This is a genomic window from Rhodoferax sp. XS2R6, from assembly GCF_056521365.1.
Window position 1 is genome coordinate 740457 of the sequence record NZ_JBWMAY010000001.1, and the last position, 25930, is coordinate 766386.

Consider the following 25930-nt stretch of genomic DNA (forward strand, 5'->3'; position numbering starts at 1 on the left):
GTTAGTGCACAGCGCCCTTGCGTGTCACGCCCGCGTCGTAACGTGCGACCACCTGACGCCATCCTTGGCGAGCGAGCGCGGCATCGTCCAGCTGCCCGGGCGCACTCTGCGGCCCCTCACGGTGCACCCACACTTGAAATTCGTCATCGTGGTCGTGCGCCTCTGGTGAAGACCCGATGGCTGCCGGCACCGGCAAACGCAACAAAAAAGAAGCCGCGACATCGGGCGCTGCGCTGCGGCCCACATAGGCCACATACCGCGCTTGCGCAGTAGTGCGCCACTCGTGCCCACCGCGTGTCACGGAAGTCATACCGCCAGCAAAAGGGGGCAAATCCATGGACCGCAGCTGCTCCACTGGGGGAAGCACCCGCTCAGCCTCCACCAGGGCAACGATCTCTTCGGCAGCCACCAACAAATCCCCGTGCAAGCCCTGCTCTGCAGCGTTGAGCTGTGTACGGGCGTCCACTTGGTGCGACGCCAACGCCGCCGCCGCCTGCGGCTTCGCGCGCGCGCTGACAAACAAGGCCGCCACACCAAGCACCAGAATGGCGGTCAGCAACACCCACAAAGTCTCATGGCCTGCACCCGCAGGTTTCACGACTTGGGTGTTCATGGTTTGACATCCGTGTGATCCACTTCAACCGCATGCTCGCCACCATCTTCCAGGCGGACAAAATATTCGGCTGTGGGCCGCTTGAACACCACGGCAGAGTCACTGCCAAGCGTGCCTTTGAACAACATGCGCTCGTCATACGCCTTCACGTGCACCGCCATGCCAGCCGCATCACTACCATCCGAAAATTCGCCCACGCAGCGGACCATGTCACCCGCAGCGGGGCGACAGGTGAGGAGCAAACTGTGGGCCGAAGCGAGTCCGGAAAAGGCAGTCACCCCCACCAGCAGGGCGACCTTGAGCAAAGAGGGACAATGAATTTCACGCATAAAAAAACGCTTCCTGAACCGCGACGCCCCACCCCCAAAAGGCAGGTCGAGAGGCAGATGAATTACAAATGAGAATTATTATCAATTATAAGTAACAATTCCAGGCAAACGGTTTTCCGGTTTACTTTTTTGCCGCCCCATCCCAGCGCAGAACCCCTCTTCATTGCCATGCACGTACCTCCCAGCCGCCTCGCGCCCCAGCCCCTCCCCGAGGGCGTGGTGTCCCTGCTCGACCACGCAACCCACGCCAGAAGCATCCTCGACGAGCCCACCTGGGCTTACCTGTTTGGCGGCGCTGCTGACGAAATCACGCTCGAAGGCAATTTGCACGCCTGGCGTCGCATAGAACTGTTGCCCCGCGTGCTGCGACCACTGGCAGGTGGACACACACGCGTGGAACTGCTGGGTCGCACCCTGGCCCACCCTATCCTGATCGCCCCCATGGCGTACCAACACCTGGCACACCCTGACGGAGAACACGCCACCGCACTGGCCGCGGCGGCACTGGGCGCAGGCATGGTGCTCAGCACACAGGCGTCGAGCCCTCTCGACGCCATTGCTACCACCTTCCTGCCCGTGCCAGGGCGCGGACCACTGTGGTTTCAGCTCTACCTGCAGGAGGACCGCGGCTTCACCAAGGAATTGGTGCATCGCGCAGAACGCGCGGGGTACGAGGCGCTGGTGCTCACCGTGGATGCACCGGTGCAAGGCGTGCGTGACCGGGAGCGACGTGCGGGCTTTCGCCTGCCCCCCGGGGTAAGCGCCGTCAACCTCGCCCATATGCGCACTACCGCCACACGCACACTGGACAGCGGGGAAAGTGCGCTGTTTGACGACCTGCTCACGCATGCCCCCACCTGGAACGACGTGGCCTGGTTGCGTTCCATCACACGCCTGCCCATCCTGCTCAAGGGCATCCTGCATCCCGACGATGCACGTGAGGCCCTGGCCTGCGGGGCAGCGGGCTTGATCGTCTCCAACCACGGCGGGCGCACACTGGACACCAGCATCACCACCGCCGCAGCCCTGCCCCGGATTGCACAAGCCGTGCGCGGCGACATTCCCATTTTGGTGGACGGAGGCATTCGCAGGGGCACCGATGTCCTAAAAGCCATGGCTTTAGGCGCCAATGCCGTGTTGGTCGGCAGACCGGTGTTACACGGCCTTACCAACGCGGGAGCCACGGGTGTGGCACATGTCTTACGGCTGCTACGTGACGAGCTGGAAATCGCCATGGCGCTGTGCGGCTGCCGCACCCTGGACCAAGCTGGCAGCGCGCTAAACAGTCACAACTCAGGAACCTAGAGGCGAGCGCCGACTCGCGGATCAGTGTCTACGCGCCTAATCCAGCAGGCGCGAAGACTTGGGCACATGCGCCATCAAAAACTCCATCTGGTCCGCCAGGATGCGGCGGTTGCGCAGGATGAAGTCTTCCCACAGGCTGGGCACATAGGGCGTGTAGAGCAGCGGCATGTGCGCCTGCTCGGGCGTGCGGTGGCTTTTGCGGTGGTTGCAGGGTTTGCAGGCCGTCACCACGTTCATCCAGGTGTCGATGCCGTGCTGGGCAAAGGGAATGATGTGCTCACGCGTCAACTCGCTCTCGTGAAAATGGCCACCGCAGTAGGCGCACACATTGCGGTCGCGGATGAAGAGCTTGGCGTTGGTCAGGCCGGGGCGCAGGTTGAAGGGATTGATATTGGGCACGCCGCGTGTGCCGATGATGCTGTTGACCTTGATGATGGACTGCTGCCCGGTCATGGCGTTGTGCCCGCCGTGGAACACGGCGACCTCGCCCCCCGACTCCCAGCGCACCTCGCCGGAAGCATAGTGAATCACCGCCTGTTCCAGCGAGATCCAGGACTGGGGAAGCCCCTGGGCCGACAACTTCAAGACTTTCACGCAACGCCTCCATCAACGGTAAAACCTACCACCAACACGGACTGCCAAATGTCTGCAAGTGCGCGCCAGACATGCGTCTGGGCCCTGCTAGGTGACAATATACAGTGTTTCCATGACAAATTGGCTTCAAGCCCCGGCAGCATTTGCGCGGCCTGCTATCAAAAAGATAACAACTCCATGAAGGTTTTCCGCGGTTTCAAGCACCCTGGCGTTGCCAGCGCGAGTGCGGTCACGATTGGCAATTTCGATGGTGTCCACCGGGGCCACCAGGCCATGCTGGCCCTGCTCAAGGGCGAAGCCCAGCAGCGCGGCGTGGCCAGCGTGGTGCTGACCTTTGAGCCCCACCCGCGCGACTATTTCGCCGAACTACACAAAAAACCCGACCTGGCCCCGGCCCGTGTGGGTACCCTGCGCGACAAACTGGAAGACTTGGCCCAGGCCGGCGTGGACCAAACCGTGGTGCTGCCGTTTGACGCCCGGCTGGCCAACCAAAGCCCCCTGGAGTTCATTGACCAGGTGCTGCTGGGCGGCCTGGGCGCGCGCTATGTGCTGGTGGGGGACGATTTCCGTTTTGGCAAGGCCCGGGCAGGCGACTACGCGCTGCTGGATGCCGCCGGTGATGCCCAAGGCTTCGATGTGGCCCGTATGAACAGCTACGAAGTCCACGGCCTGCGTGTCTCCAGCTCCGCCGTGCGCGATGCGCTGGGCCAGGGCCGCATGCAAGATGCGGCGCGCCTGTTGGGCCGGCCCTATTGCATCTCAGGCCACGTGGTGCACGGGCGCAAACTGGGCCGCACGCTGGGCTTCAAAACGCTCAATCTGCGCTTTGCCCACTGGAAACCGGCCGCCAGCGGCATCTTTGTGGTGCTGGTGCATGGTCTCTCAAGCAAGCCGCTACAGGGCGTCGCCAACCTGGGCGTGCGTCCCTCGCTGGACCCGACCGACGTGAATGGCGGGCGTGTGCTGCTGGAAACCCATTGCCTGGACTGGCCTGCTGAGCTGGGGCCCGAGGGGGCCTACGGTAAAATCATCCGCGTGGAACTGCTACACAAACTGCACGACGAACTCAAATACGACGGTCTGGACGCCCTCACCCAGGGCATACAAAAAGACCGCGACGATGCACGTGCCTGGCTTCAGTCTCACACCAGCACCCGAATTTGACGGGGCCGCCCGACGCACCTTGCCCCGCGTCTTGCCCCATCGCTTGCCGTGACGACCACCGCAGGCCGTTCCACTCCCTTTGAGATTTGCCATGACTGACAAAGTTGATTACCGCAGCACCCTGAACCTGCCCGACAGCTCCTTCCCCATGCGCGGCGACCTGCCCAAGCGCGAACCCGCCTGGGTGAAAACCTGGAACGAAGAAGGCTTGTATAAGAAACTGCGCGATGCGCGCCATGGTGCCCCGCTGTTCGTTTTGCACGACGGCCCGCCCTACGCCAACGGCAAGCTGCACATCGGCCACGCGCTGAACAAGGTGCTGAAGGACATGATCGTCAAGAGCAAGCAGCTCGCCGGCTTTGACGCGCAGTACATCCCCGGCTGGGACTGCCACGGCCTGCCGATCGAAAACGCCATCGAAAAACTGCACGGCCGCAACCTGAGCCGCGACGACATGCAGGCCAAGAGCCGCGCGTTTGCCACCGAACAAATCGACCAACAGCGCGAAGACTTCAAGCGCCTGGGCGTGCTGGGCGACTGGGAACGCCCTTACAAAACCATGAACCCGGCCAACGAGGCGGGCGAAATCCGCGCCTTCAAGCGCGTGATCGAACGCGGCTTTGTGTACCGTGGCCTCAAACCCGTGTACTGGTGTTTTGACTGCGGCTCATCCCTGGCCGAATTCGAAATCGAATACGCCGACAAGAAGAGCGACACGCTGGACGTGGCGTTTGAGTCCAACGACGCCGCCGGTTTGGCCCAAGCCTTCGGCCTGAGCGCCCTGCCTGCCGGCAAGCAAGCCTTTGCCGTCATCTGGACCACCACCGCCTGGACCATTCCTGCCAACCAGGCGCTCAATGCCCACCCCGAGCTGGAGTACGCGCTGGTGGACACGCCCAAGGGCGTGCTGCTGCTCGGTGCCAACCTGGTCGAGAAGTGCCTGGAGCGCTTCGGCCTGACCGGCGCGGTGCTGGCAACTGCCAAGGGCGAAGCCCTGCGCGGCCAGGTGTTCCGCCACCCCTTGTTTGATCTGCCAGAGAGCGGCAACGAATACAGCTACAAGCGCCTGTCGCCGCTGTACCTGGCGGACTATGTGAGCGATGGTGACGGCACTGGCATCGTGCACTCCTCGCCCGCCTATGGTGTGGACGACTTCAACAGCTGCATCGCCAACGGCCTGAAGTACGACCAGATCCTCAACCCCGTGTTGGGCAACGGCGTGTACGCCGAAGAGCTGCCCTTGTTCGGCGGCCAGCATATCTGGAAGGCCTGTGCCAACGTCATCAACACGCTGCGCGAACACGGCCGCCTGATGGCGACCGTGGGCATCAGCCACAGCTACCCACACTGCTGGCGCCACAAGACGCCAGTGATCTACCGCGCCGCCGCGCAGTGGTTTGTGCGCATGGACGAAGGCCCCGGCGTGTTCACCAAGGACAAGGCGCCCAAGACCCTGCGCCAGCTTGCGCTGGACGCCATCGAGCAAACCCAGTTCTACCCCGAGAACGGCAAAACCCGCCTGCGCGACATGATCGCCAACCGGCCCGACTGGTGCATCTCGCGCCAGCGCAGCTGGGGCGTGCCCGTGCCTTTCTTCCTGCACAAGGACAGTGGCGAGCTGCACCCGCGCACCATGGAAATCCTGGACCAGGCCGCCGATATCGTTGAACAAGGCGGCATCGAGGCCTGGAGCCGCGTGACGGTCGAGGAAATCCTCGGCGCTACGGATGCCCCCAGCTACACCAAGAGCACCGACATTCTGGAAGTCTGGTTCGACTCCGGCTCCACCTTCCAGCATGTGCTGCGCGGCAGCCACAAAGATGCGTATGACCGCGTTCCCTTCCACACCGAAGGGCCCGAGGCCGACCTCTACCTCGAAGGCCACGACCAGCATCGCGGCTGGTTCCACAGCTCGCTGCTCCTGGGCTGCGCGCTGTACGACCGCGCACCCTACCGTGGTTTGTTGACCCACGGCTTTGCGACTGACGGCCAAGGCCGCAAGATGAGCAAGAGCCTGGGCAACACAGTAGACCCACAAACCGTGACCAGCAAGCTGGGCGCCGAAATTGCACGCCTGTGGGTGGCCAGCACCGATTACTCGGGCGACCTGAACATTGACGACAAGATCCTGGCCCGCGTCGTGGACACCTACCGCCGTGTGCGCAACACGCTCAAGTTTTTGCTCGCCAACGTCTCCGACTTTGATCCGGCCAAGGACGCTGTGCCGCTGGACCAGTTGCTGGAGATTGACCGCTATGCGCTAAGCCGCGCCGCCCAGTTGCAAGCCGACATCTTGGCGCACTACAAGGTCTACGAGTTCCACCCCGTGGTCTCCAAACTGCAGGTCTATTGCAGCGAAGACCTGGGCGCGTTCTACCTCGACATCCTGAAGGACCGTCTATACACGACGGGTGCCAATTCGCTGGCGCGCCGCTCCGCACAGACCGCGCTGTGGACCATCACCCAGGCCATGTTGCGCTGGATGGCACCGTTCCTGAGCTTCACCGCCGAAGAGGCCTGGGCCGTGCTGGGTGCCGAGGGCAAGACGCCTGCGGCCACCAAGCTGTCCATTTTCATGGATGGTTATGTGAAGCTGGCTGCGGCGGATGAAGCCCTGCTGGCCAAGTGGGACCGCATCCGTGCCGTGCGTGAAGCGGTCAACAAGGACATCGAAACCCTGCGCGCTGCCGGCCAGGTGGGCGCATCGCTGCAAGCCGAAGTGACGCTGACCGTACCGGCCGACGAGTTCGCGCTCTTGAGCAGCCTGGGCGACGATTTGAAGTTTGTGTTCATCACCTCTGCTATCACTTTGGTAGCTGGTAGCGCACAAGCCATCAGCGTTACAGCCTCAAATGGCACAAAATGCGAACGCTGCTGGCATTACCGCAGCGACATTGGTGTAGATGCTGCCCACCCCACCCTGTGTGGCCGCTGCACCACCAACCTCTACGGCGCCGGTGAAACCCGGACGTTTGCCTGATGGCCCGCGGTTTCAAACCCGCTGGCGGCGGCAACAGCGGCTTGTGGCAGTGGCTGGGTCTGGCCTTTATCTTGCTACTGGCAGACCAGTTCACCAAAATCCTGATCCTGGGCTACTACCAGTTGGGCGACAGCACCTACGTGACGAGCTTTTTTAACGTGGTGCGGGTGCACAACACCGGCGCGGCGTTCTCGTTTCTGGCGGGCGCGTCGGGCTGGCAGCGCTGGTTCTTTACCGTGCTGGGCCTGGTGGCGGCGGTGGTCATCATCTGGATGCTCAAGTCCCACCCGGGGCAAAAGCTGTTCAGTTTTGCCATGGCCTGTATTTTGGGTGGCGCCATTGGCAACGTGATTGACCGCCTGGCCTATGGGTATGTGGTGGACTTTTTGGACTTCCACTGGCGGGGCATGCACTTCCCCGCCTTTAATGTGGCCGACAGCGCGATTTCGGTGGGCGCTGTTTGCCTGATACTGGACGAACTGCTGCGCGTGCGCAAAACCCGCTGAAACAGGGACACCCCACAGCGCGGCAGATGAAGGATTGTTTGTGACGCATTTGCTGAATCTGTTTGCCGCGATTGCCCTGCTGGTGTGGGGCACGCACCTGGTCCGTACCGGTATCCTGCGCGTGTTTGGCGCCAACCTACGCAGCATCCTCGCGCACAGCACCAGCAACCGTTTCACCGCCGTGGTGTCGGGCATCGGCGTCACGGCCGTAGTGCAGTCCAGCACCGCCACTGCGCTCATCGTCTCGGCGTTTGTCGGCCAGGGGCTCATGAGCCTGCCCTCGGCCCTGGCCGTGATGCTGGGTGCCGACATTGGCACCAGCCTGATGGCCGTGGTCTTCTCGCGCGACCTGTCTTGGCTCTCCCCGCTGTTCATTTTTATTGGGGTTGTGCTGTTTATTGCGCGCCCCTCCACCACGGTAGGGCGTGTAGGCCGGGTGCTGATTGGTCTGGGCCTGATGCTGCTGGCGTTGCGCCTGGTCACCCAATCGGCCACGGTGCTTACCCAATCGGCCGCTGTCAAAACCCTGCTGGGTACGCTGACCAGCGACATGCTGCTAGAGATTTTGGTGGGCGCCACGCTGGCGCTGGTGTCTTACTCCAGCCTGGCCATCGTGCTGCTGACCGCCACGCTGGCCACCTCGGGGGTGATTCCGGTAGACGTGGCGCTGGGCCTGGTGTTGGGCGCCAACCTGGGCAGCGGTGCGCTGGCCGTGTTGACCACCATGAATGCGAATATCGAGACACGCCAAGTGCCGCTGGGCAACCTGGTGTTCAAGGTGCTGGGCGTAGCGGCCGTGTTGCCGTTTTCGGGGGTGTGGATGCGTTATGCCAGCCCCTACCTCACCGACGAAGCCACGCTGGTGGTGGGTTTTCACCTGGCCTTTAACCTGGGGGTGGGCGTGGCCCTGATCGGCTTTACCCAAGTGGTGGCACGCTGGGTGGAACACTGGCTGCCCAAACCCCAAAAAACCACCGTGGCCGGCCGCCAGCGCCATCTGGACCCGTCAGCCCTGGCTACGCCCTCCTTGGCGATTTCGTGCGCCGTGCGCGAGGCCATGCACCAGGCCGACGTGGTGGAGTCCATGCTGCTGGGCACCCTGGCCGTGATGCGCGACAACGACCTGACCCTGGCCAAACAGCTGCGCACCATGGACGACACGGTGGACGAGTTGTACAGCGACATCAAATACTACCTGACCAAAATCTCGCGCGAGGCCCTGGGCGAAAACGAGGCCAAACGCTGGACCGACATCATCAGCTTCACCATCAACATGGAGCAGATCGGCGACATCATTGAACGTGTGGTCCAGGACGTGGAAGACAAAAAAATCCACAAGGGCCGTGAGTTCTCCGAGGCCGGCATGCGCGAGATTTGCGAATTACACAGCCGCCTGGTGGACAACCTGCGCCTGGGGATGAGCGTGTTTTTGAACGGCAATGTGCGCGATGCGCGCCGCCTGCTGGAAGAAAAAACCCGCTTCCGCGATCTGGAGCGCGAATACGCCGCCACCCACATCGAACGCCTGAGCGACAACACCCTGTCCAGCATCGAAACCAGCTCCTTGCACCTGGACCTGATCAGCGACCTCAAGCGCATCAACTCCCACATCTGCTCGATTGCCTACCCCATCCTCGACTCGGCGGGAGAGCTGGCACCCAACCGGCTGCGCATGAACGTGGAATCCAGCGGCAAATAAAAAAGGCCGGTGGTACCACCGGCCTTTTTGGATACAACGGAGAACGCGTTCCGTTTAGAAGCGGTAACCCACGGCAATCAGCAGTTCGTTGTAGGTGAAGCTGTGCGAGGCCTTGTCACCGCGCGCGCTGGTCACCACATCGGGCAGGTCCACATACCCAAACTTGTAGGCCGAGCGCACGAACACCGACTTGGTGAGGTCCACTTCCAGGCCGGCGCCAGCGCCCACACTCCAACCCGACACGTAGAACTGGTCATTGCGGGTCTGGCCAATCATATGCATGGTCGCATTGGTCTTGGGGATCACAATGCCCACACCCACCAGCCCAAACACCTTGGCACGGTCTGCGCCGAACCAATCCACTTTCTTCTGCTTCTCCAGCTCAATGCTCAAAATGTTCAGCCCGTCGGTGTGCTCGAAATTCAACCACTGGTCGCCAATCACCTGTTGGCCGTTGTTGCACACCTGCGGCGCTGCTCCGTTTTTGTAACAACCGGACATTTCTACTGACTGGTCTTGCACCACCACGTATTTCATGTGGTCCAAGTTCAGCGCAATGGCGGTGTCACCATCGAGCTGGTAAGCCACCCGCAGATTGGTTTGCGGGATGGTGATCTCGGCCGGGTTCAGGTAGTACTTGAAGATATCAGACAGACCAGTATTGGTCTGCAGATCGGTGGCCTTTACGTCCTTCAGGGTGAAGTCGTGGTCAGAGCCTTTGAAGTGGATGGTGCTGTTGGAGTAGTTGGAGCGGTTCCAGCCCCAGTAGATCGACCAGCGCCGGCTGTTTTCGGCATCGATCTGGGCTGCAGTCTTGTCAACAGCGGCAGGTGCCGGGGCGGCGGCAGCGGGCTGGGCTTGTGCCAGCACCACCGAAGACGTTTGGCCATGCGAAGCAGCCGCGGCCACCAGGCCCACTGCGCAAAGAAAGGATTTGCGCAGGAGCGCCGAGGAAGTCAATGTCATGCCGGGATTTTATCCTTACTGACTAAAGGGTCAGAATGGTACAGCCGGTTGTTTGACGTGCCTCAAGGTCTTTATGCGCCTGCTGCACGTTTTCCAGCGTGTAACGCTGGGCAATGTGGATCTTCACCGCACCACTTTGCACCACGGCAAACAGGTCATCCGCCATGGCCTGCGTGGCCTCGGGCGTAGCGATGTGGGTGAACAGGGTCTGGCGTGTCACATAGATGGAGCCCTTGGCGCCCAGCATGCCGGGCGCAAATGGGGCCACCGGACCGGAGGCATTGCCAAAACTCGCCATCAGCCCAAACGGTGCCAGACAGTCCAGCGACTTGTCCCAGGTATCCTTGCCCACCGAGTCATACACCACCTTCACACCCTTGCCGCCGGTGATCTCTTTCACGCGGGCCGCAAAGTCATCTGCTGCGTAATTGATAGCAAACTCCGCTCCATTGGCAAGCGCCAGGGCACATTTGGCATCAGAACCCGCGGTGCCAATGAGACGCAGACCCAGCGCCTTGGCCCACTGGCAAGCAATCAGGCCCACACCACCCGCCGCGGCGTGGAACAACACAAAATCGCCCGGGTTGAGCCCGCCCTGGGGCAAGGTACGCTTCAGCAAATACTGCGCGGTCAGGCCTTTGAGCATCATGGCCGCGCCGGTCTCAAAGCTGATGGCATCGGGCAGCTTGCAAACACATTTGGCGGGCAACACCCGCACCTCGCAGTAGGCGCCGGGCGGGTTGCTGGCATAGGCCGCACGGTCGCCCACTTTCAGGTGCGTCACGCCCTCGCCCACGGCCTCCACCACGCCTGCGGCTTCCATGCCCAATTGCACGGGCAGCTGCTGCGGGTACAGGCCGGTGCGCTGGTACACATCAATGAAGTTCAAGCCCACCGCGTGGTGGCGGATGCGCACTTCGCCAGGGCCGGGCTCGCCCACCGTCACCTGCACCAGTTGCAGCTGCTCGGGGCCCCCGTGTTGGGCGATGTGGATGGCGCGGGAAGAAATGGCGGTCATGGGCAGTCTCCAAAGTGGTGATGGGCTTGTGGGCGCAGATGGTGCCAGAAACCCGCGTCAGCCGCTCGCAAGCGAGGCCATGTCCGGCTTGCTACAGTCGCCCGCATGCACAAAGGCCTTACCCCCACCGCGATTGCGTTGCTCGTCATCCCGCCCCTCATGTGGTCGGGCAACGCCGTGGTAGGGCGACTGGTGGCGCCCATGGTGTCGCCCATGACACTGAACCTGCTGCGCTGGGGCATTGCCTTTCTGTTGCTGCTGCCACTGGCCGGTGCCGTGCTGCGGTCGGGCAGCGGCCTGTGGCCGCAGTGGCGGCGTTTTGCCTGGCTCAGCCTGTTCAGCATTGGCGGCTACAACGCGCTGCTCTACCTGGCGCTCAACACGTCTACGGCCATCAACGTGACGCTGGTGGGCGCCAGCACGCCAGTGTGGATGCTGCTGATTGGCCGCCTGTTTTTCAAGGTGGCGGTGACACGCCGCCAGCTGCTGGGGGCCGCCTTGTCCATGGCCGGGGTGGTGCTGGTGCTGGGCCGGGGCGACTGGGAGGTGATCACCCAGCTGCGCCTGGTGCCGGGTGACCTGTATGTGCTGCTGGCCTCGGTGGCCTGGGCTTTCTACAGCTGGCTGCTGGCCCACCCGACGCCGGAGTCGGCCACCATCCGTGCCGACTGGGCGCAGTTTCTGCTGGGGCAAATGGTGTTTGGCCTGGGCTGGTCAGCGCTGTTCACCGCGGGTGAATGGGCGCTGACCCCGGCGCATATCGACTGGAGCTGGCCGCTAGTGGCCGCCTTGGCTTTTATTGCAATCGGCCCGGCCGTGATTGCCTATGGCTCCTGGGGCGCGGGTGTGTCGCGCGCGGGGCCCGCCGTGGCAGGATTTTTCATCAACCTCACGCCGCTGTTCACAGCGCTGCTTTCGTCCCTGTTTTTGGGGGAGCCACCACGCCTGTACCACGGCGTGGCGTTTGTGCTCATCGTCTCGGGCATCGTCTTGTCGTCACGCAAGTAAGCATCCCCGCCCCACTCAGGTTTTTTCGGGCACGTGGTGGGCGCTCAGCGCCAGAATGGTGGCTGCAACCACCACCACGCCCATGGCCAGGGTGAGGGAGGCGTGCTGGGCAATGCCACCAATCAGCGGTGGCCCGATCATGAAGCCGCTGTACCCTATGGACGACACCGCCGCAATGGCTGCGGCCGGTGTGGTGCCCGGCACGCGGCTGGCCGCGCCGTACAAAATGGGCACCACCATGGCTAAGCCCGCGCCAATGAAGGCATAGCCCAACAGTGACACCCAAGGGCTGCCACTGAGCAGCACCACCGCCATAGCCAGCGCCGTGGTGGTGCCGCTGGCGCGCAGCAGGCGCTGCTCGCTGAAACGGGCGCGCAAGCTGTCGGCCACAAAACGCATGGTGGCCATGGCGCCAGAAAACGCGGCGTAACCCAGGGCCGCCTGCGCTTGGGGCATGCCCACTTCCTGCTGCAGGTACAACACACACCAGTCGTACATCACACCTTCGGCACTCATGCCAGCAAAAATCAGCAGGCCAATCACCAGCAGCGCACCACGCGGCCAGGCAAAGTGTGGCTTCTGGGCACTGGCTTCGGTGTCTGGTGCAGTGGGCAGCATCCAGCGCGAACCCACCAGCACCCAAGCCGCTATGCCCACCCCCACGGCCGTCAGTTGCCAGGGTGCGGGTACGCCGCCACGCAGCAAGCCGGCCGCCAGCGCAGCCCCAGCCATACCGCCCACACTGAACATGCCGTGCAAGCCCCCCATGATGGGTCGCCCACCGGCAGACTCCAGCGCCGAACCTTCGGTGTTGATGGCCACGTCGTACACGCTAAGGGACGACCCGAACACCACCATAGACAGCAACAACAGCGCAAAACTGGGCCACTGCAGTGCCATGCCCAAAGAAAACGCCATGACCAGCGCACACAGCGCCGCCGCATTACGCGCACCCAAGCGGCCAATCACCCGGCCCGCAAAAAACAGGGCCAGCACGGCGCCACTGGCTGCCGCCACCAGCACCAACGAGAGTGCGCCCTCGCCCAAGCCGTAGTGCGCCTTGACCGAAGGAATGTGCACCCCCCAGGCCGCACTGAGTACGCCCAAGGCGGCAAACAGCGAACGTGTGGCCCAGGTGGCCTGGCGGATTTGGGCGGGTGTGCCGTGTACGGCGGCAGCGCTCATGTGACGCTCCCGGGAACGCAGTGGGTAGCAAAAAACCGGGAATGGATACGAGGAATCTTGATTGGCATGAGAAATAACAGGGGTTCTGGAAACACAGGAGAATGAAAGCAATACTTCTGCGGTAGCGTACGAACTAGCGGCGCATAGGGCAACGTCTATCCATACCAGCAAAATGTCAAAAGTAGCAAAATTCTTTGAAACACCGGCACTGCCCGATTGCAGCTGCGTGGCCGCCATCTCGCCCGATGACCCGAGCGCCCCGGCACATGCGCAGCAAATGCGGGCGGTGCTGAACGACTTCATCCACCGGGCGGCCGACGGCCGTCTGCGGCTGGTGTCGCCCCCCGCACAAAGCGACTGGACCACCCGCGGCGCTGGGCACCTGCACCTGAACCCCGAGCTGTTTTTGCAGGTGCAGGGGCACACTACGTTCCGCTTCCCCGAGGGCGAAGTGACCCTACGCGCTGGCGAGGCCCTGCTGATGCCACCCAAGCTACTGCACGACGAGTGGGTGGCCGGAGACGGCGCACAGGCGTTTTCCAACCTGGTGATTTATGCCGACCACCAAGCCCTGTCGTGCCACCTGGCGCACGAGGACCGGCCGGGACACCCGGCCAACCTGTACCTGGAGGTGTACCCGCATGTGGAGGCTGCTCGCATTGAAGGCTGGCTGGGTGACGCCGCCAAGCCACCCGCGCAGGACGCGCACGGCCTGTGGGAGGTGCAGCAACGCGCGCTGGTGCTGACTGCCTTATCCGCTGTCTCGCGCCTGCTCGATGCGCCGCAAAAAACTGTCTCCAGCGAACCTGCACTGCTGGGCCAGCTGCGTGTGCTGGTGCAAAACCGCCTGGGCGAGGTGGACCTGACGGTGGCGAGCCTGGCAGACGAACTGGGCTGCACGGCAGACTACCTGTCGCACCTGTACAGCCGCAGCACGGGGGAACACCTGTGGCAGGTGGTGTTGCGTCAGCGTTTGGCGCGGGCGGCCCGGTTGTTGGCGGAAGATGGTTCGGCGATCAAGGAGGTGGCCTGGTGTTGCGGCTTTGCCAGCGCGAGTTATTTCATTCGCAGCTTCAAGCAGCAGTTTGGGCTCACGCCCAAGGTGTTTCGGGCGCAGGCGCAGGCTGGGGTTTCTTGACTTTTTTGCCATGGTGCTTTTTGCGCCTGCACCGCTTTTTTTGGACACCCACTCCCCCAGCCCCTCGCCCCGTCGGCGAGGGGAGCTTTTAACAGCCATATTTTGTGGCTGCACGCCGGACACGGATCAATGGAGTTAGGTCGCCACTGTTAGTTCGCTCTACGGCCTGCGCCAACGGTTGCGGATACCTCGGCGGGGTGTGTTTGCCAAAGCTGGCGGCTGCGCACGCCAGTGGTTCCGCGCCTGGACTTTCCCATTCACCACAACCGTTGGCACGGGCCGTGGAATACCTACCCGCTGGCAACCTATCTTCTGTAGCACCTTGGTCGGAGCAAAGTCATCAAATCGGCTGTTAAAAGGCTCCCCTCGCCGACGGGGCGAGGGGCTGGGGGAGTGGGTGTCAAAAAAAGCGGTGCAGCCCTACAAAAAACTCAATAGGTCCCCGGATAAGCCCCCCCATCCAGCAACACGTTCTGCCCCGTCATATACCCCGCCTGCTGGCTGCACAAAAACGCACACACCTGCCCAAACTCCTCCGGTGTGCCATAGCGCCCCATGGGAATCTGCGCCTGCTGCGCCGCACGAATGTCATCCACCGACTTGCCAGTTTTGGCCGCCGCAGCCTTCACCGTGGTCGCAATGCGGTCGGTATCGAACTTGCCGGGCAGCAGGTTGTTGATGGTCACACCCTTGGCTGCCAGGCTGCTGCGCGCCACGCCGGCCACAAAACCCGTGAGGCCGCTGCGCGCGCCGTTGGACAGGCCCAAGATGTCGATGGGTGATTTGACCGAGCTGGAGGTGATGTTGACAATGCGCCCAAAGCCGCGCGCCGCCATGCCGTCCACCGTGGCCTTGATGAGTTCGATGGGGGTGAGCATGTTGGCGTCCACCGCCTTGATCCAGGCCTCGCGGTCCCAGTCGCGGAAGTCGCCGGGGGGCGGGCCACCGGCGTTGGTGACCACAATGTCGAAGTCACGGCGCATGGCAAACACCGCCGCACGGCCGGCCTCGGTGGTGATGTCTTGGGCACAAAACAGCACCTCAGCCCCCGTGCTTACTGCGTAAGCAGCTTCCAAATTCATAGCACTGCGTTCCAGCGCCTCGGCACCACGTGCCACGATCAGCACGTTCACGCCCTCGGCCACCAGCGCCTGCGCGCAGCCCAGGCCCAGCCCCTTGCTGGCGCCACACACCAGTGCCCATTTGCCTTTGATACCCAAGTCCATTGCGTTGTCTCCAGAAAATAAATCAGTCGGCCACCGGTGCCGCCGCGCGCTGGCGGCTCACCACATACACCCCCAGCAGCACCAGCACCGTGCCGCCCACCACCCAGCCATTCATGGGTTCGTCCAACAGCAACACGCCCATGGCAATGGTGGACATGGGACCCACCATACCCACTTGGGCGGCCAGGCCGGCGCCAATGCGCTCAATCGCCATCATCACCATGAGCACCGGCACCACGGTGCAGGCGGTGGCGTTCAGCAGGGACAACCACAGCACCTCGGGTGCCACAGCAAAAGCCGTGTTCAGCGGGCGCAGCACCACAAACTGCGCAATACACAGCACGCAGGCCACACTGGTGGCCAAGCCCACCAAGCGCAGCGAGCCCAGGCGTTTGACCAGCTCGCCGCTGTACGACAGGTACAGCGCGTAGCTGATGGCGCTGCCCAGCACCAGCAGCGCACCCAGCGCCACGTCACCCCCGGCCAGCGTGACCTCATGGCCAAACACCAGCAGCACGCCGCCGTAGCTGATGGCCATGCCCAGCGCCTGCGGCGCGCTCACGCGCTTGCCGTACAGCGCTACGCCCAGCAACACCACCAGCGTGGGGTTGAGGTAGAGGATGAGCCGCTCCAGCGAGGCCGAGATGTAGGCCAGCCCCGCAAAGTCCAGAAAGCTGGCCAGGTAATACCCGGTAATGCCCAGGCCCAGAATGCCCCACTTGTCGTGTGCAGTGAGGCGCGGCAGAGCCACGCCCGAGAGGCGTGCCTTGCGCCCGGTCCACCACACAATGGCCAAGAAGAAAGGCAGCGCCATCAGCATGCGCAGCATGATCAGCGTGACCGCGTCCACCCCATGGCGGTAGGCCAGCTTCACGATGATGGCCTTGCCGCTGAAGGCAATCGCGCCTGCGATGGCCAGGAACAAACCAGTTGCTATGGATTTAGGAGCTGTTTGCGCACTGTGCATGAGGGCTGAAGGCACTTTTTACTGTTATTTCGGTTTAAAGATCTTGACCCCACGCTGCACCGCAATCACCCCCAGCAGCACCAGCGCGCCAGCGGCCACGCCCACGGCGCCTTCCCACAAAAATCCCAGCGGCAGGCCTTCAAGCAGGTGGTGCAAAAACGGCAGGCCGTGCACCAGAATGCCACCGCCCACCAAGAACATGGCCGCCGTGCCAGCCACCGACAGCAGCTTCATGAGCACAGGGGCGGTACGCAGCAGGCCGCGGCCAACCGCTTGCAAACCACTGCCAGATTGTCGGCTCAGGTACAGGCCCGCGTCGTCGATTTTCACGATGCCAGCCACCAGGCCATACACACCCACGGTCATCAGCAGCGCTATCCCGGCCAACACCGTGAACTGCGTGGCAAACGGGCTGGCTTGCACCGTGCCCAGGGTGATGGCAATGATCTCGGCCGAGAGGATGAAGTCGGTGCGGATGGCGCCTTTGATCTTGTCTTTCTCCAGCGCCAGCAGGTCCACCTCGGGGTTGGCCAGCGCCTGCATCAGCTCCGCCTCGTGGGCCTGGTCGTCTTCGGCGCGGTGCAAAAACTTGTGTGCCAGCTTCTCAAACCCTTCAAAACACAAAAAGGCACCGCCCACCATCAGCAGCGGTGTCACCAGCCAGGGCGCCACGGCGCTGATGGCCAGCGCCGCGGGTACCAAAATCAGCTTGTTGACCAGCGATCCCTTGCACACCGCCCACACCACGGGCAGCTCGCGGTCGGCGCGCACACCGGCCACCTGCTGGGCGTTCAGCGCCAGGTCGTCACCCAGCACGCCAGCCGTTTTTTTGGCGGCCACTTTGGTGAGGATGGCCACGTCGTCGAGGATGGTGGCAATGTCGTCAAGGAGGGCAAGAAGGCTGCTGGCCATGGCGTGTGGGGGTAGAAGTGAAAGAGGCGTCCATTGTCACCCGTTTGGCGTATGCGCCTTAGTGCTTACCCGTACAGGTTTGGCGCAGAGCTTGCTGGAGAATGGCACACAGCAGGCACCGCCTACCCCCAATGCACTCCTCCCCTTTGGCCCACCCCAAGCCCCCACTTCCCTTTGCCGCGCCCACGGTGCTGGACATTGAAGCCTCCGGCCTGGGCCGCAGCAGCTACCCCATCGAAGTGGGCTATGTGCTGCCCGATGGCCACGCCTACTGCACCCTGGTGCAGCCTGAAGACGACTGGACCCACTGGGACGAAAGTGCCGCCGCCCTGCACCGCATCACGCGCGACCTGCTGCAGGCCCGCGGCCTGCCCGCCAAAGACGTGGCACGGCGCCTGAACGAACAGCTGGCCGGCCAGACCGTGTACTCCGATGGTTGGGCCAATGACTACACCTGGCTCTCGGCCCTGTTTGAGGCGGCCGAGATGACCCCCCGCTTCAAGCTGGAGAACCTGCGCAGCCTGCTGACCGAACAAGAGGCCGACCAGTGGCACAACGTCAAGGCACAAATTGCCAGCGAACGCGGTACCCAGCGGCACCGTGCCAGCTCCGACGCGCGCCTGCTGCAACTCACCCTGCAACGCCTGCGTGGCCCGCACTGAAACCTGCGTGTTCTAGGCAGCTGGCTCCAGCCCGGCCGCGGCCAAGCGCAGTAACATGCGCCGACCACCATTTACAACGAGGAGACAGACACCATGGCCGTTACCGTAGAGATCAACCTGGGGTACGAATTTGAAGTGAAGGCCAAGGCGGCCGACGTGTTTGAGGTGTTGTCGGATGTGCCCACTTCGGCCAGCCACTTCCCCAAGGTCGACCAACTGGTGGACCTGGGCGGCGGCGCCTACCGCTGGGAGATGGAAAAGATCGGCATCGCTTCCATCAGCCTGCAAACCATCTACGCCTCTAAATACGTGTCCAACAAGGCCAAGGGTACCGTGGTGTGGACCCCGGTGAAGGGCGAAGGCAACGCACTGGTGTCCGGCAGCTGGAAGATCACCGACAACAAAAAGTCCACCAAGCTGGAGCTGGAGATTCAGGGCGAACTGACCCTGCCCCTGCCCGGCCTCATGAAGATGGTGGCCGGCCCGGTGGCCGAAGCCGAGTTCGAGAAGATGGTGGAGCAATACATCGACAACCTGACCAAGCGGTTTGGCGGGGAGGCCTAAAGCCTCAGTCGACCTCTTGCTTTGTTGGCATAGTGCATGGGAATGCGCTATTAAATAAGGAGCTGCTAGCGCACTATTTATATGGGCTAGCGGCTCTTTTTACATATAAATTGGGAGCGTTGCTGGATTTCGTCGTGAGAAACGGCTGGGTAGTTTCAATCACTGAAATGATGGCGTGCGAGCCGAAGCGGAATTAGGTGGCCTCAGACTCATCGGCGAATAACGGACATTCAGGACTGGCAAGCAAGGCGGGTACGATGGACAGCCGATATGCGGCGAAAGCGGACGCCCACACATTCACCCGTTTGGGGGATGGGCAAGGCAGTTTGGCAACGGCAGAATTGCGGCAAAACCAAATACATTGAACCGAAAATACGAGATGAAAGCTCTTCGCATAGTCCTAGCAACCGTCGCTCTTGCAGTTTCGTACCCTGCGTTTTCGGAGGTTGGTGAAACAAATGTCATTGATGCAATTGCATCAAAGCCTGATAAAAGCCATGCACTACTTTTGCTTCACCAGATGAGGTGTTGCCGCCGACCGAAAACTGACCACCTAACTGCGTAAGTGCCGATCCAAAATTGACCAGGGTGTTCCACTGACCTGCTGAAAACTTCAGCAGGAGAGCAGAAGGTGATCACCATGGAAATGATAGGCAAGGTCAGGCGCATGAAACTGCGCGACAAACTCTCCAACAGCGAGATCGCAAAGCGCACGGGACTGTCGCGCAACACGGTCAAGAAATGGCTCAAGGCGCCTGGCGACGTAGTTCCCAGGTACCGCAGGGAAAGCAGTGACGGCAAGCTGACCCCGTTCGAGGCCACGCTGGAACAATCACTCAAGGCCGACTCCCACCGCCCCAAACATGCCCGACGCACCGGCCGTGCCCTCTTCACCCAGATCCAGGCGCAGGGCTACCGGGGTGGCTACAGCCGGGTGACGGACTTCATCCGCGCCTGGCGTGAAGACTCTACCAAGACACCCTCAAAGGCATTTGTGCCCATGAGCTTCGAGCTGGGCGAAGCCTTCCAGTTCGACTGGAGCGAAGAAGGTTTGCTGGTGGGCGGTGTGTTCCATCACATGCAGGTGGCCCACCTCAAGCTTTGCGCCAGCCGCGCCTTCTGGCTGGTGGCCTATCCCAGCCAAGGCCATGAAATGCTGTTTGATGCCCACACCCGCAGCTTCCATGCGCTGGGCGGTGTAACGCGTCGTGGCATCTACGACAACATGAAGACCGCGGTGGACAAGGTCAAGAAGGGCAAGGGGCGCATCGTCAATGCCCGCTTCAACGCCATGTGCAGCCACTACCTGTTTGACGCCGACTTCTGCAACGTTGCTTCTGGCTGGGAGAAGGGAGTGGTGGAGAAGAACGTGCAGGACAGCCGCCGCCGGATCTGGATTGAAGCTGGCACCCGGCGCTTCGGATCATTTACCGAACTCAACGCCTGGCTGGCAGAACGCTGCCGATCGATCTGGGCCGACACCGCGCACCCCGAGCACAAGCAGTTCACGGTGGCCGAGATGCTGGAGCTCGAACGCGACCACCTGATGAGCATGCCCGAGCCGTTTGATGGCTATGTGGAGAAGCCGGCCCGTGTCAGCAGCACCTGTCTGGTGGCCGTCGCCCGCAACCGCTATTCGGTGCCCTGCGAATGGGCGGGCCACATGGTGAGCACACGTCTTTACCCAGGACGCATCGATGTGGTGGCCCAAGAGCAAATCGTGGCCAGCCACCCCCGCTTATTCAGCCGTGGTCAGACCAACTACGACTGGCAGCACTACATTGAGCTGGTTCAGCGCAAGCCTGGGGCACTGAGAAACGGCACGCCGTTCCTGGACTTGCCTACGCCACTGCTGCGACTGCGCAAGTCACTTCTGCGGCATGCGGGCGGCGATCAGGTCATGGCGCAGGTTCTGGCAGTGGTGCCGCAGGCTGGACTGGAGTCTGTACTGGTCGCAGTAGAACTGGTGCTGGAGACGGTGTCTCCCGGCGGTACGGTCAGCGTAGAGCATGTGCGCAATGTACTGGCCCGGCTCAACAGCCCGCAAACACCGGCGCAGGCCGAGACGGCGCTGCAACTTACCCACGAACCGGTGGCCAATACCGCACGCTATGACAGGCTGCGTCCAACAAACCTCGATGGTCTGGAGGTGCGCCATGCGTAACGCACCAAGAGATGTCGCAGCAGAGCTCAAGTCCTTCCGATTGCGCGGCATGGCCAGCGCCTGGGGTGACCTGATGGAGCAAGGTGGTGGTGGCAAGGAGCTGGAGTCATCACGCTGGCTGGTGGAGCACTTGCTGCAAGCTGAAGAGGTGGACCGTCACATGCGTTCCATTGCGTACCAGACCAAGGCTGCGCGCTTCCCGATTCATCGGGACTTGGCTGGGTTTGACTTCGAGGTGTCGCCGGTAGACAAGACCCTGATCCAGAAACTGGCGGATCTGTCGTTCACGGACGATGCGCAAAACGTGGTGCTGGTCGGTGGACCGGGCACGGGCAAGACCCACCTGGCCACGGCTCTGGGTATCTCAGGGCTGACCAACCATCGCAAACGGGTGCGGTTTTACTCAACGGTCGATCTGGTCAATGCCCTGGAGCAGGAGAAAGCCAGAGGCAAGGCAGGCCGCATCACGTTGAGTCTGATGCGCATGGATCTGGTGATTCTGGATGAACTGGGTTACTTGCCATTCAGCCAGGCCGGTGGGGCATTGCTGTTTCACCTGCTCTCCAAGCTGTACGAACACACCAGCGTCCTGATCACCACCAACCTGACGTTTGCAGAATGGTCCAGTGTGTTCGGAGACGCAAAGATGACTACGGCGCTATTGGATCGGCTGACCCATCACTGCCATATCGTGGAGACCGGCAACGAGTCCTACCGCTTCCGGCACAGTTCCAATGAGGCCAAGGGGCGCATCAAAAGCAGAGAGCAAACAAGGAAGAACGCTGGACGCCAGAGCGGCAAAGACAGTGATCCGGCAGCAGCCTGAAGATCAATCAACCCAATGACAAGGAGACTGGAATACCGACTTTAGATTTATAGTTATCCACAGTCAGCATTCAAACCGCTGGCAATAGCCCCTGGTCAAAATTCAATCGGCACAGGTGGTCAATATTGAATCGGCGCCGACAGCCTAGAGGTCAATTTGGCAAGAAAATAGGGGCCCCAACACTCACACCTTGAGTGTGCGCTCGATATCTGTGAGCTTGTAGCGCGCCAAGGCCAGGTTGCCTTTGTTCTTGTCCAGCACCAGGTACAAAAACAGGCCCGCGTTATTCGGCACCAGGCGAATCAGGTGGTACTGGTCGCCCAGGGTGATCAGGATGTCTTCGATGCCACGGCGCAAGCCCAGCGATTCCATGGTGGCGAGCTTGGCTTTCACCACTTGGCTGTTGCCCGCGGCGGCCAGCTCTAGGTTCATGCCGCCACCCGCTTGCGCCAGGCACATGCCGCTGCGGTAGTCGACCAGGGCGGCCGCCAGAGCGCCATCTATGGTCATGGTGTCGATCATGCATTGCTTCAAATTGGAACTCATATCGTCTCTCGGGGAAGGGGTAGGTTGAAGGGCCAAAAAATCCTTGAAGTTGAGCTTGCCCAGTTGCTCCATCAAGATGAACCACAGGGTCTGCGGGCTGCTGTCCGGCAGCTTGTAGACCTGGATACGTTGTGCTTGCGCAGGGGGGAGCGCCTTGAACACTGCCTCCTCCATGAGCGCATTGGGCATGAGGAAGGCCCAAATTTTGGGCGGCTCCACTGCGGCCAGCGACTCCAGCGCGGTGCGCAGGCGGTTGATGGAGCCCGGCCCCACCAGCAGGATGGCGGCGGCCGCGTCGGTGGCCACAGTGCTCAGGTCCAGCTCTTTGTCGGGGCGGTGCCAGTCCAAACGCAGCGGGATGGTGCCGCTGCCCAAGGCGATTTGCGGCCAAAAGCCGGGCCCGGAACTGTGGGGCACGCCCAGCTGGGTGAGCGCATGCAGCCCGAGACTGGCAGTGAGGTCAAAAACGGTAACAGTGGGGTGCGCCATAAAGCCCTTGCATGAATCGACCTGCAAGGACTTGATGAAAGCGCCAAGTTTTTGCGATGCCAGCTGCGGTTGAAAAGGGGCCAATCGTAGCGGCGCGCGCACTACCTTGGGTCGACCATCAAACTAACCCGAGGTAGATGCAAGGGTATACCCTAGTATTGCTATCGAATAAATAGCTGCTAGCGCAATATCCAATTGGGCTAGCAGCCCGTTTCATTCAAAAATCATGCGAAGTCGGCGTCCAGCACCACACGGTAGCGTGCCTTGCCGCTGCGCAGGTGGTCCAGCGCGTCGTTGACCTTGGACATGGGGAAATGCTCCACCTGCGGCGCAATGCCATGGCGGGCGCAGAAGTCCATCATCTTCATCAGCGTGGCCGGCGATGGCGTGGGCGATGCCGAGATGCTGCGCTGCCAGGACAGCAGGCCGCTGGTGCGCACCTTCATGGCCTCGGTCACCACACCCACCATGTGCAGGCGGCCCTTGGGGGCCAGCGTGCCAATCAGCGCATCCCACTCCAGGCTGGCGCCCACCGTCACCAGCAAAAAGTCCAGCTGGCCGGCATAGGCTTTGAGCGCTTTCACGTCCACGCTGGACACGGTGCGGTGCGCGCCCAGCAGCAGCGCTTCTTCCCGCTTGGACGGGCTGGAGGTAAAGGCTGTCACATCACAGCCCCAGGCCTTGGCGAACTTGACCGCCAGATGGCCCAGGCCACCGATGCCGACCACACCCACCTTGTCGGTCGGTTTGATGTCATGGATCACAAAGGGCAGAAAGGCCGTGCCGCCGCCACACATGAGCGGGCCGGCCGCCGCAGGGTCCAGCCCCGCGGGGATGGGCAGGGCCCAGCTCCAGTGTGCGCGCACCTTGTCAGCAAAGCCGCCATGGCGGCCGATGATGGTGGGCTGGCGCTTGCCACACAGGTTTTGCTCACCGCCCACACAAAAATTGCAGTGCAAGCAGCTCTTGCTGTGCCAGCCCAGGCCCACGCGCTGGCCTACGCTGCGGCCCTTGGCGTTGGGGCCCACAGCGACGATGGTGCCCACCACCTCGTGGCCGGGCACCACGGGGTAGCTGGTGGGAAACCACTCGCTGTCCACCATGGCCAGGTCGGAGTGACAGACGCCGCAGTACTCCACGGCAATTTCCACGTCCTCGGCGTCCAGGGCACCGGGGTCAAAGTCCAGGCGTTCTAAAGCGGCGCCGTTGCTGTGGGCGGCCCAGCCGCGAAATGGGGTCATGTGAGTCTCCTGCACGCCGGCGCCAACGGCCAGCCAAGTGCCAAGCCTAGCGCCTTGGCGGCCCCGCGAACAGAGGGCTTGTAACCCCCGGGACTGCCCGCACTTCGGCGGATAATCCGCCGGCGCCGGCAATCCGCGGGCGCGCCTAACCGACCAAGAAGTTCACCATGCACCGTGTCGCCATCAGCAGTACAGGCCTGTTCACCCCGCCCGACGTCATCACCAATGCCGAACTGGTAGCGGCCTACAACGCCTACGCCGCGCTGCAAAACGCCCAGCATGCCGACGCGATTGCGGCGGGCACGCACACGGCGCTGACCGACTCCAGCGTGGAGTTCATCGAAAAGGCCTCAGGCATCCAGCGCCGTTACGTGATGGAAAAAACTGGCGTGCTGGACCCCACGCGCATGCGCCCCCATTTCACACCGCGCCCCGACACCGAGATTTCGCTGATGGCCGAGATTGCCGTCAAGGCCTGCCAGGACGCACTGCAGGCCGCCGGCAAAACCGCCGCCGATGTGGATGGTGTGATCTGCGCCGCCGCCAATATGCAGCGCCCCTACCCCGCCATGGCAGTGGAGATTCAGACCGCGCTGGGCGTGCAGGGTTATGGTTTTGACATGAATGTGGCCTGTTCGTCAGCCACCTTTGCACTGGAACAAGCAGTGAACGCGGTGCGCTGCGGCACAGCGCGCGCCGTGCTGGTGGTGAACCCCGAAATCACCTCGGCCCACCAGGCCTGGATAGACCGGGACTGCCACTTCATCTTTGGCGATGTGTGCACAGCCATCCTCGTGGAGCGGCTGGACCTGGCGCCCGCAGGCGCGTTTGAGGTGCTGGGCACCAAGCTGCTGAGCACCTTCAGCAACAACATCCGCAACAACCACGGCTTCATGTGGCGCGCCGAAGACCGCAACCCGGACGACCGCGACCAACTGTTCCGCCAGGAAGGCCGCAAGGTGTTCAAAGAAGTGTGCCCCATGGCTGCAGAGCACATGGAAACACACTTGGAGAGTTTGGGGATGACGCCACAGAACGTGCGCCGTTTCTGGCTGCACCAGGCCAACCTGGGCATGAACCAACTGATTGCGAAGAAGCTGCTGGGTCGTGAAGCCACGCTAGACGATGCGCCGGTGATTCTGGACGAGTTTGCCAACACCGCGTCAGCCGGCTCCATCATCGCCTTCCACCGCCACCACGCCGACATTGCGGCGGGTGAGGTGGGGGTGATCTGCTCGTTTGGCGCCGGTTATTCGATCGGCAGCGTGGTGGTCAAACGCCTCAGTTCAGCGGACGCTTGAGGCGGATTTCCTCGATCTTGACGGTGCCGATGGGCACGGTCTTGGCAGTGGACATTTCACGCTTGAAACCCGCCAACTCGTGGAAACGCATGGCGCGCTCGTTGGCAATCGGCAACCACACGCTCACGTGAGTACAGCCTTCGTCTTGCAGGCCTTCGCGGGCCGCATCCCACAGGGCCAGGCCCACGCCCTTGTCCCAGTGGCTGGAGGCCACGTAAATGGCCCAAAGCTCACCCATGGTGGGTGGCGTGCCCTTGTCCCGCGAACGGTCGAAGCCCACAAAGCCGACGATCTTGTCGTCGTCCAAGGCAACTTGCACCTGGGGCTCGGCGTATTCGATGGCCTCACGCCAGTAAGCCTGGCGTTTTTCCAGGGGCACGGTGGGCACCGGGGTATCGGCCAGCATGCTCTTAAAAGCTTCGCGCACGGTGGAGTTGTGGAGCTCGGCGATGGCTTTGGCATCGCGCAGGGTGGCGGGGCGAACCTTGAAAGTAGTCGTATCGGACATGTCTAAACGCAAACTCACG

At 62.2% G+C, this 25930-nt stretch carries 24 protein-coding genes; 12 read left to right on the forward strand and 12 right to left on the reverse strand.

The genetic code is table 11. From position 1 onward, the window contains the following. Nucleotide 1: 1 nt before the first annotated feature. Together AC097A_RS03500 and AC097A_RS03505 are read right to left on the reverse strand one after the other, a co-directional pair. A complete protein-coding gene (locus tag AC097A_RS03500; protein WP_479619769.1) occupies nucleotides 2–613 on the reverse strand; it encodes a DUF6162 family protein in 612 nt (203 codons plus the stop codon). Next, the gene (locus AC097A_RS03505) at nucleotides 610–942 is read right to left on the reverse strand and encodes a hypothetical protein (RefSeq protein ID WP_315473546.1); all 333 of its coding nucleotides are present in this window, start codon (nucleotides 940–942) and stop codon (nucleotides 610–612) included. Before AC097A_RS03505 ends, AC097A_RS03500 begins: the two co-directional genes overlap by 4 nt. Nucleotides 943–1110: 168 nt before the next feature. Here AC097A_RS03505 and AC097A_RS03510 point away from each other — a divergent pair, with 168 nt between their 5' ends. Beyond that, nucleotides 1111–2247, forward strand: a complete 1137-nt coding sequence (locus AC097A_RS03510; protein WP_479619770.1) for an alpha-hydroxy acid oxidase — start codon at nucleotides 1111–1113, stop codon at nucleotides 2245–2247. Nucleotides 2248–2283: 36 nt separating this feature from the next. Here AC097A_RS03510 and AC097A_RS03515 read toward each other — a convergent pair whose 3' ends face one another. Next, entirely contained in the window at nucleotides 2284–2841 is a 558-nt protein-coding gene (locus AC097A_RS03515; RefSeq protein ID WP_479597334.1) for an HNH endonuclease, read from the reverse strand. Between the two features lie 177 nt (nucleotides 2842–3018). Here AC097A_RS03515 and AC097A_RS03520 point away from each other — a divergent pair, with 177 nt between their 5' ends. The 4 genes from AC097A_RS03520 (at nucleotide 3019) to AC097A_RS03535 (ending at nucleotide 9190) form a co-directional block, all read left to right on the forward strand. Further along, complete coding sequence (locus AC097A_RS03520; protein ID WP_479619771.1) at nucleotides 3019–4005, forward strand: bifunctional riboflavin kinase/FAD synthetase; 987 nt, start codon at nucleotides 3019–3021, stop codon at nucleotides 4003–4005. Between the two features lie 91 nt (nucleotides 4006–4096). Continuing rightward, nucleotides 4097–6985: an isoleucine--tRNA ligase gene (gene ileS / locus AC097A_RS03525; protein WP_479619772.1), complete on the forward strand. Its 2889-nt coding sequence runs from the start codon at nucleotides 4097–4099 to the stop codon at nucleotides 6983–6985. Continuing rightward, nucleotides 6985–7491 (forward strand): signal peptidase II, encoded by a 507-nt coding sequence (lspA, locus tag AC097A_RS03530; RefSeq protein ID WP_315478633.1) that lies wholly within the window; start codon nucleotides 6985–6987, stop codon nucleotides 7489–7491. Before ileS ends, lspA begins: the two co-directional genes overlap by 1 nt. A gap of 40 nt (nucleotides 7492–7531) precedes the next feature. Further along, a complete protein-coding gene (locus AC097A_RS03535) occupies nucleotides 7532–9190 on the forward strand; it encodes a Na/Pi cotransporter family protein (RefSeq protein ID WP_479619773.1) in 1659 nt (552 codons plus the stop codon). 54 nt (nucleotides 9191–9244) lie between these two features. Here AC097A_RS03535 and AC097A_RS03540 read toward each other — a convergent pair whose 3' ends face one another. Both AC097A_RS03540 and AC097A_RS03545 read right to left on the reverse strand, forming a co-directional pair. Next, entirely contained in the window at nucleotides 9245–10156 is a 912-nt protein-coding gene (locus tag AC097A_RS03540; RefSeq protein WP_479619774.1) for an outer membrane protein, read from the reverse strand. Nucleotides 10157–10178: 22 nt separating this feature from the next. Continuing rightward, the gene (locus AC097A_RS03545; RefSeq protein WP_479619775.1) at nucleotides 10179–11174 is read right to left on the reverse strand and encodes a quinone oxidoreductase family protein; all 996 of its coding nucleotides are present in this window, start codon (nucleotides 11172–11174) and stop codon (nucleotides 10179–10181) included. Nucleotides 11175–11279: 105 nt separating this feature from the next. Between AC097A_RS03545 and AC097A_RS03550 the strand changes: the two genes are divergently transcribed. Beyond that, nucleotides 11280–12182 (forward strand): DMT family transporter, encoded by a 903-nt coding sequence (locus tag AC097A_RS03550; protein ID WP_479619776.1) that lies wholly within the window; start codon nucleotides 11280–11282, stop codon nucleotides 12180–12182. 15 nt (nucleotides 12183–12197) lie between these two features. On the opposite strand, the gene AC097A_RS03555 is transcribed toward AC097A_RS03550, so the two are convergent. Then, nucleotides 12198–13367, reverse strand: coding sequence for an MFS transporter (locus AC097A_RS03555; protein ID WP_479619777.1), 1170 nt, complete (start codon nucleotides 13365–13367; stop codon nucleotides 12198–12200). A gap of 172 nt (nucleotides 13368–13539) precedes the next feature. Here AC097A_RS03555 and AC097A_RS03560 point away from each other — a divergent pair, with 172 nt between their 5' ends. Next, complete coding sequence (locus AC097A_RS03560) at nucleotides 13540–14505, forward strand: helix-turn-helix transcriptional regulator (protein ID WP_479619778.1); 966 nt, start codon at nucleotides 13540–13542, stop codon at nucleotides 14503–14505. 431 nt (nucleotides 14506–14936) lie between these two features. On the opposite strand, the gene AC097A_RS03565 is transcribed toward AC097A_RS03560, so the two are convergent. The 3 genes from AC097A_RS03565 to AC097A_RS03575 are packed head-to-tail and all read right to left on the reverse strand — an operon-like array spanning nucleotide 14937 to nucleotide 17610. Beyond that, the gene (locus AC097A_RS03565; protein ID WP_479619779.1) at nucleotides 14937–15731 is read right to left on the reverse strand and encodes an SDR family oxidoreductase; all 795 of its coding nucleotides are present in this window, start codon (nucleotides 15729–15731) and stop codon (nucleotides 14937–14939) included. Between the two features lie 22 nt (nucleotides 15732–15753). Further along, nucleotides 15754–16698 carry a DMT family transporter gene (locus tag AC097A_RS03570; protein WP_479620193.1) on the reverse strand — a complete coding sequence of 315 codons (945 nt, stop codon included), beginning with the start codon at nucleotides 16696–16698 and terminating at the stop codon, nucleotides 15754–15756. Nucleotides 16699–16722: 24 nt separating this feature from the next. Beyond that, nucleotides 16723–17610 (reverse strand): DUF808 domain-containing protein, encoded by an 888-nt coding sequence (locus AC097A_RS03575; protein ID WP_479619780.1) that lies wholly within the window; start codon nucleotides 17608–17610, stop codon nucleotides 16723–16725. A gap of 131 nt (nucleotides 17611–17741) precedes the next feature. Between AC097A_RS03575 and AC097A_RS03580 the strand changes: the two genes are divergently transcribed. The 4 genes from AC097A_RS03580 (at nucleotide 17742) to istB (ending at nucleotide 21826) form a co-directional block, all read left to right on the forward strand. Then, nucleotides 17742–18272 (forward strand): 3'-5' exonuclease, encoded by a 531-nt coding sequence (locus tag AC097A_RS03580; RefSeq protein WP_479619781.1) that lies wholly within the window; start codon nucleotides 17742–17744, stop codon nucleotides 18270–18272. A 93-nt stretch (nucleotides 18273–18365) separates the two neighbouring features. After that, nucleotides 18366–18836 (forward strand): SRPBCC family protein, encoded by a 471-nt coding sequence (locus tag AC097A_RS03585; protein WP_479619782.1) that lies wholly within the window; start codon nucleotides 18366–18368, stop codon nucleotides 18834–18836. Between the two features lie 640 nt (nucleotides 18837–19476). After that, nucleotides 19477–21000, forward strand: coding sequence for an IS21 family transposase (gene istA, locus AC097A_RS03590; RefSeq protein ID WP_479619783.1), 1524 nt, complete (start codon nucleotides 19477–19479; stop codon nucleotides 20998–21000). After that, nucleotides 20993–21826 carry an IS21-like element helper ATPase IstB gene (gene istB, locus AC097A_RS03595; RefSeq protein WP_479619784.1) on the forward strand — a complete coding sequence of 278 codons (834 nt, stop codon included), beginning with the start codon at nucleotides 20993–20995 and terminating at the stop codon, nucleotides 21824–21826. Before istA ends, istB begins: the two co-directional genes overlap by 8 nt. A 183-nt stretch (nucleotides 21827–22009) precedes the next feature. Here istB and AC097A_RS03600 read toward each other — a convergent pair whose 3' ends face one another. Together AC097A_RS03600 and ahr are read right to left on the reverse strand one after the other, a co-directional pair. After that, complete coding sequence (locus AC097A_RS03600) at nucleotides 22010–22372, reverse strand: hypothetical protein (protein WP_479620194.1); 363 nt, start codon at nucleotides 22370–22372, stop codon at nucleotides 22010–22012. A 713-nt stretch (nucleotides 22373–23085) separates the two neighbouring features. Continuing rightward, the gene (gene ahr / locus AC097A_RS03605; protein WP_479619785.1) at nucleotides 23086–24102 is read right to left on the reverse strand and encodes an NADPH-dependent aldehyde reductase Ahr; all 1017 of its coding nucleotides are present in this window, start codon (nucleotides 24100–24102) and stop codon (nucleotides 23086–23088) included. Nucleotides 24103–24269: 167 nt separating this feature from the next. Here ahr and AC097A_RS03610 point away from each other — a divergent pair, with 167 nt between their 5' ends. Further along, the gene (locus tag AC097A_RS03610; RefSeq protein ID WP_479619786.1) at nucleotides 24270–25403 is read left to right on the forward strand and encodes a beta-ketoacyl-ACP synthase III; all 1134 of its coding nucleotides are present in this window, start codon (nucleotides 24270–24272) and stop codon (nucleotides 25401–25403) included. On the opposite strand, the gene AC097A_RS03615 is transcribed toward AC097A_RS03610, so the two are convergent. After that, nucleotides 25384–25911: a GNAT family N-acetyltransferase gene (locus AC097A_RS03615; RefSeq protein WP_105260071.1), complete on the reverse strand. Its 528-nt coding sequence runs from the start codon at nucleotides 25909–25911 to the stop codon at nucleotides 25384–25386. The two genes, AC097A_RS03610 and AC097A_RS03615, sit on opposite strands and share 20 nt — an antisense overlap. Nucleotides 25912–25930 lie beyond the last annotated feature (19 nt).

Coding starts and splice junctions, on each gene's coding strand:
- AC097A_RS03500 (WP_479619769.1), bottom strand. CDS start 613: ATGAACACCCAAGTCGTGAAACCTGCGGGTGCAGGCCATGAGACTTTG.
- AC097A_RS03505 (WP_315473546.1), bottom strand. CDS start 942: ATGCGTGAAATTCATTGTCCCTCTTTGCTCAAGGTCGCCCTGCTGGTG.
- AC097A_RS03510 (WP_479619770.1), top strand. CDS start 1,111: ATGCACGTACCTCCCAGCCGCCTCGCGCCCCAGCCCCTCCCCGAGGGC.
- AC097A_RS03520 (WP_479619771.1), top strand. CDS start 3,019: ATGAAGGTTTTCCGCGGTTTCAAGCACCCTGGCGTTGCCAGCGCGAGT.
- ileS (WP_479619772.1), top strand. CDS start 4,097: ATGACTGACAAAGTTGATTACCGCAGCACCCTGAACCTGCCCGACAGC.
- lspA (WP_315478633.1), top strand. CDS start 6,985: ATGGCCCGCGGTTTCAAACCCGCTGGCGGCGGCAACAGCGGCTTGTGG.
- AC097A_RS03540 (WP_479619774.1), bottom strand. CDS start 10,156: ATGACATTGACTTCCTCGGCGCTCCTGCGCAAATCCTTTCTTTGCGCA.
- AC097A_RS03545 (WP_479619775.1), bottom strand. CDS start 11,174: ATGACCGCCATTTCTTCCCGCGCCATCCACATCGCCCAACACGGGGGC.
- AC097A_RS03550 (WP_479619776.1), top strand. CDS start 11,280: ATGCACAAAGGCCTTACCCCCACCGCGATTGCGTTGCTCGTCATCCCG.
- AC097A_RS03555 (WP_479619777.1), bottom strand. CDS start 13,367: ATGAGCGCTGCCGCCGTACACGGCACACCCGCCCAAATCCGCCAGGCC.
- AC097A_RS03560 (WP_479619778.1), top strand. CDS start 13,540: ATGTCAAAAGTAGCAAAATTCTTTGAAACACCGGCACTGCCCGATTGC.
- AC097A_RS03565 (WP_479619779.1), bottom strand. CDS start 15,731: ATGGACTTGGGTATCAAAGGCAAATGGGCACTGGTGTGTGGCGCCAGC.
- AC097A_RS03570 (WP_479620193.1), bottom strand. CDS start 16,698: ATGCACAGTGCGCAAACAGCTCCTAAATCCATAGCAACTGGTTTGTTC.
- AC097A_RS03575 (WP_479619780.1), bottom strand. CDS start 17,610: ATGGCCAGCAGCCTTCTTGCCCTCCTTGACGACATTGCCACCATCCTC.
- AC097A_RS03580 (WP_479619781.1), top strand. CDS start 17,742: ATGCACTCCTCCCCTTTGGCCCACCCCAAGCCCCCACTTCCCTTTGCC.
- AC097A_RS03585 (WP_479619782.1), top strand. CDS start 18,366: ATGGCCGTTACCGTAGAGATCAACCTGGGGTACGAATTTGAAGTGAAG.
- istA (WP_479619783.1), top strand. CDS start 19,477: ATGGAAATGATAGGCAAGGTCAGGCGCATGAAACTGCGCGACAAACTC.
- istB (WP_479619784.1), top strand. CDS start 20,993: ATGCGTAACGCACCAAGAGATGTCGCAGCAGAGCTCAAGTCCTTCCGA.
- AC097A_RS03600 (WP_479620194.1), bottom strand. CDS start 22,372: ATGAGTTCCAATTTGAAGCAATGCATGATCGACACCATGACCATAGAT.
- ahr (WP_479619785.1), bottom strand. CDS start 24,102: ATGACCCCATTTCGCGGCTGGGCCGCCCACAGCAACGGCGCCGCTTTA.
- AC097A_RS03610 (WP_479619786.1), top strand. CDS start 24,270: ATGCACCGTGTCGCCATCAGCAGTACAGGCCTGTTCACCCCGCCCGAC.
- AC097A_RS03615 (WP_105260071.1), bottom strand. CDS start 25,911: ATGTCCGATACGACTACTTTCAAGGTTCGCCCCGCCACCCTGCGCGAT.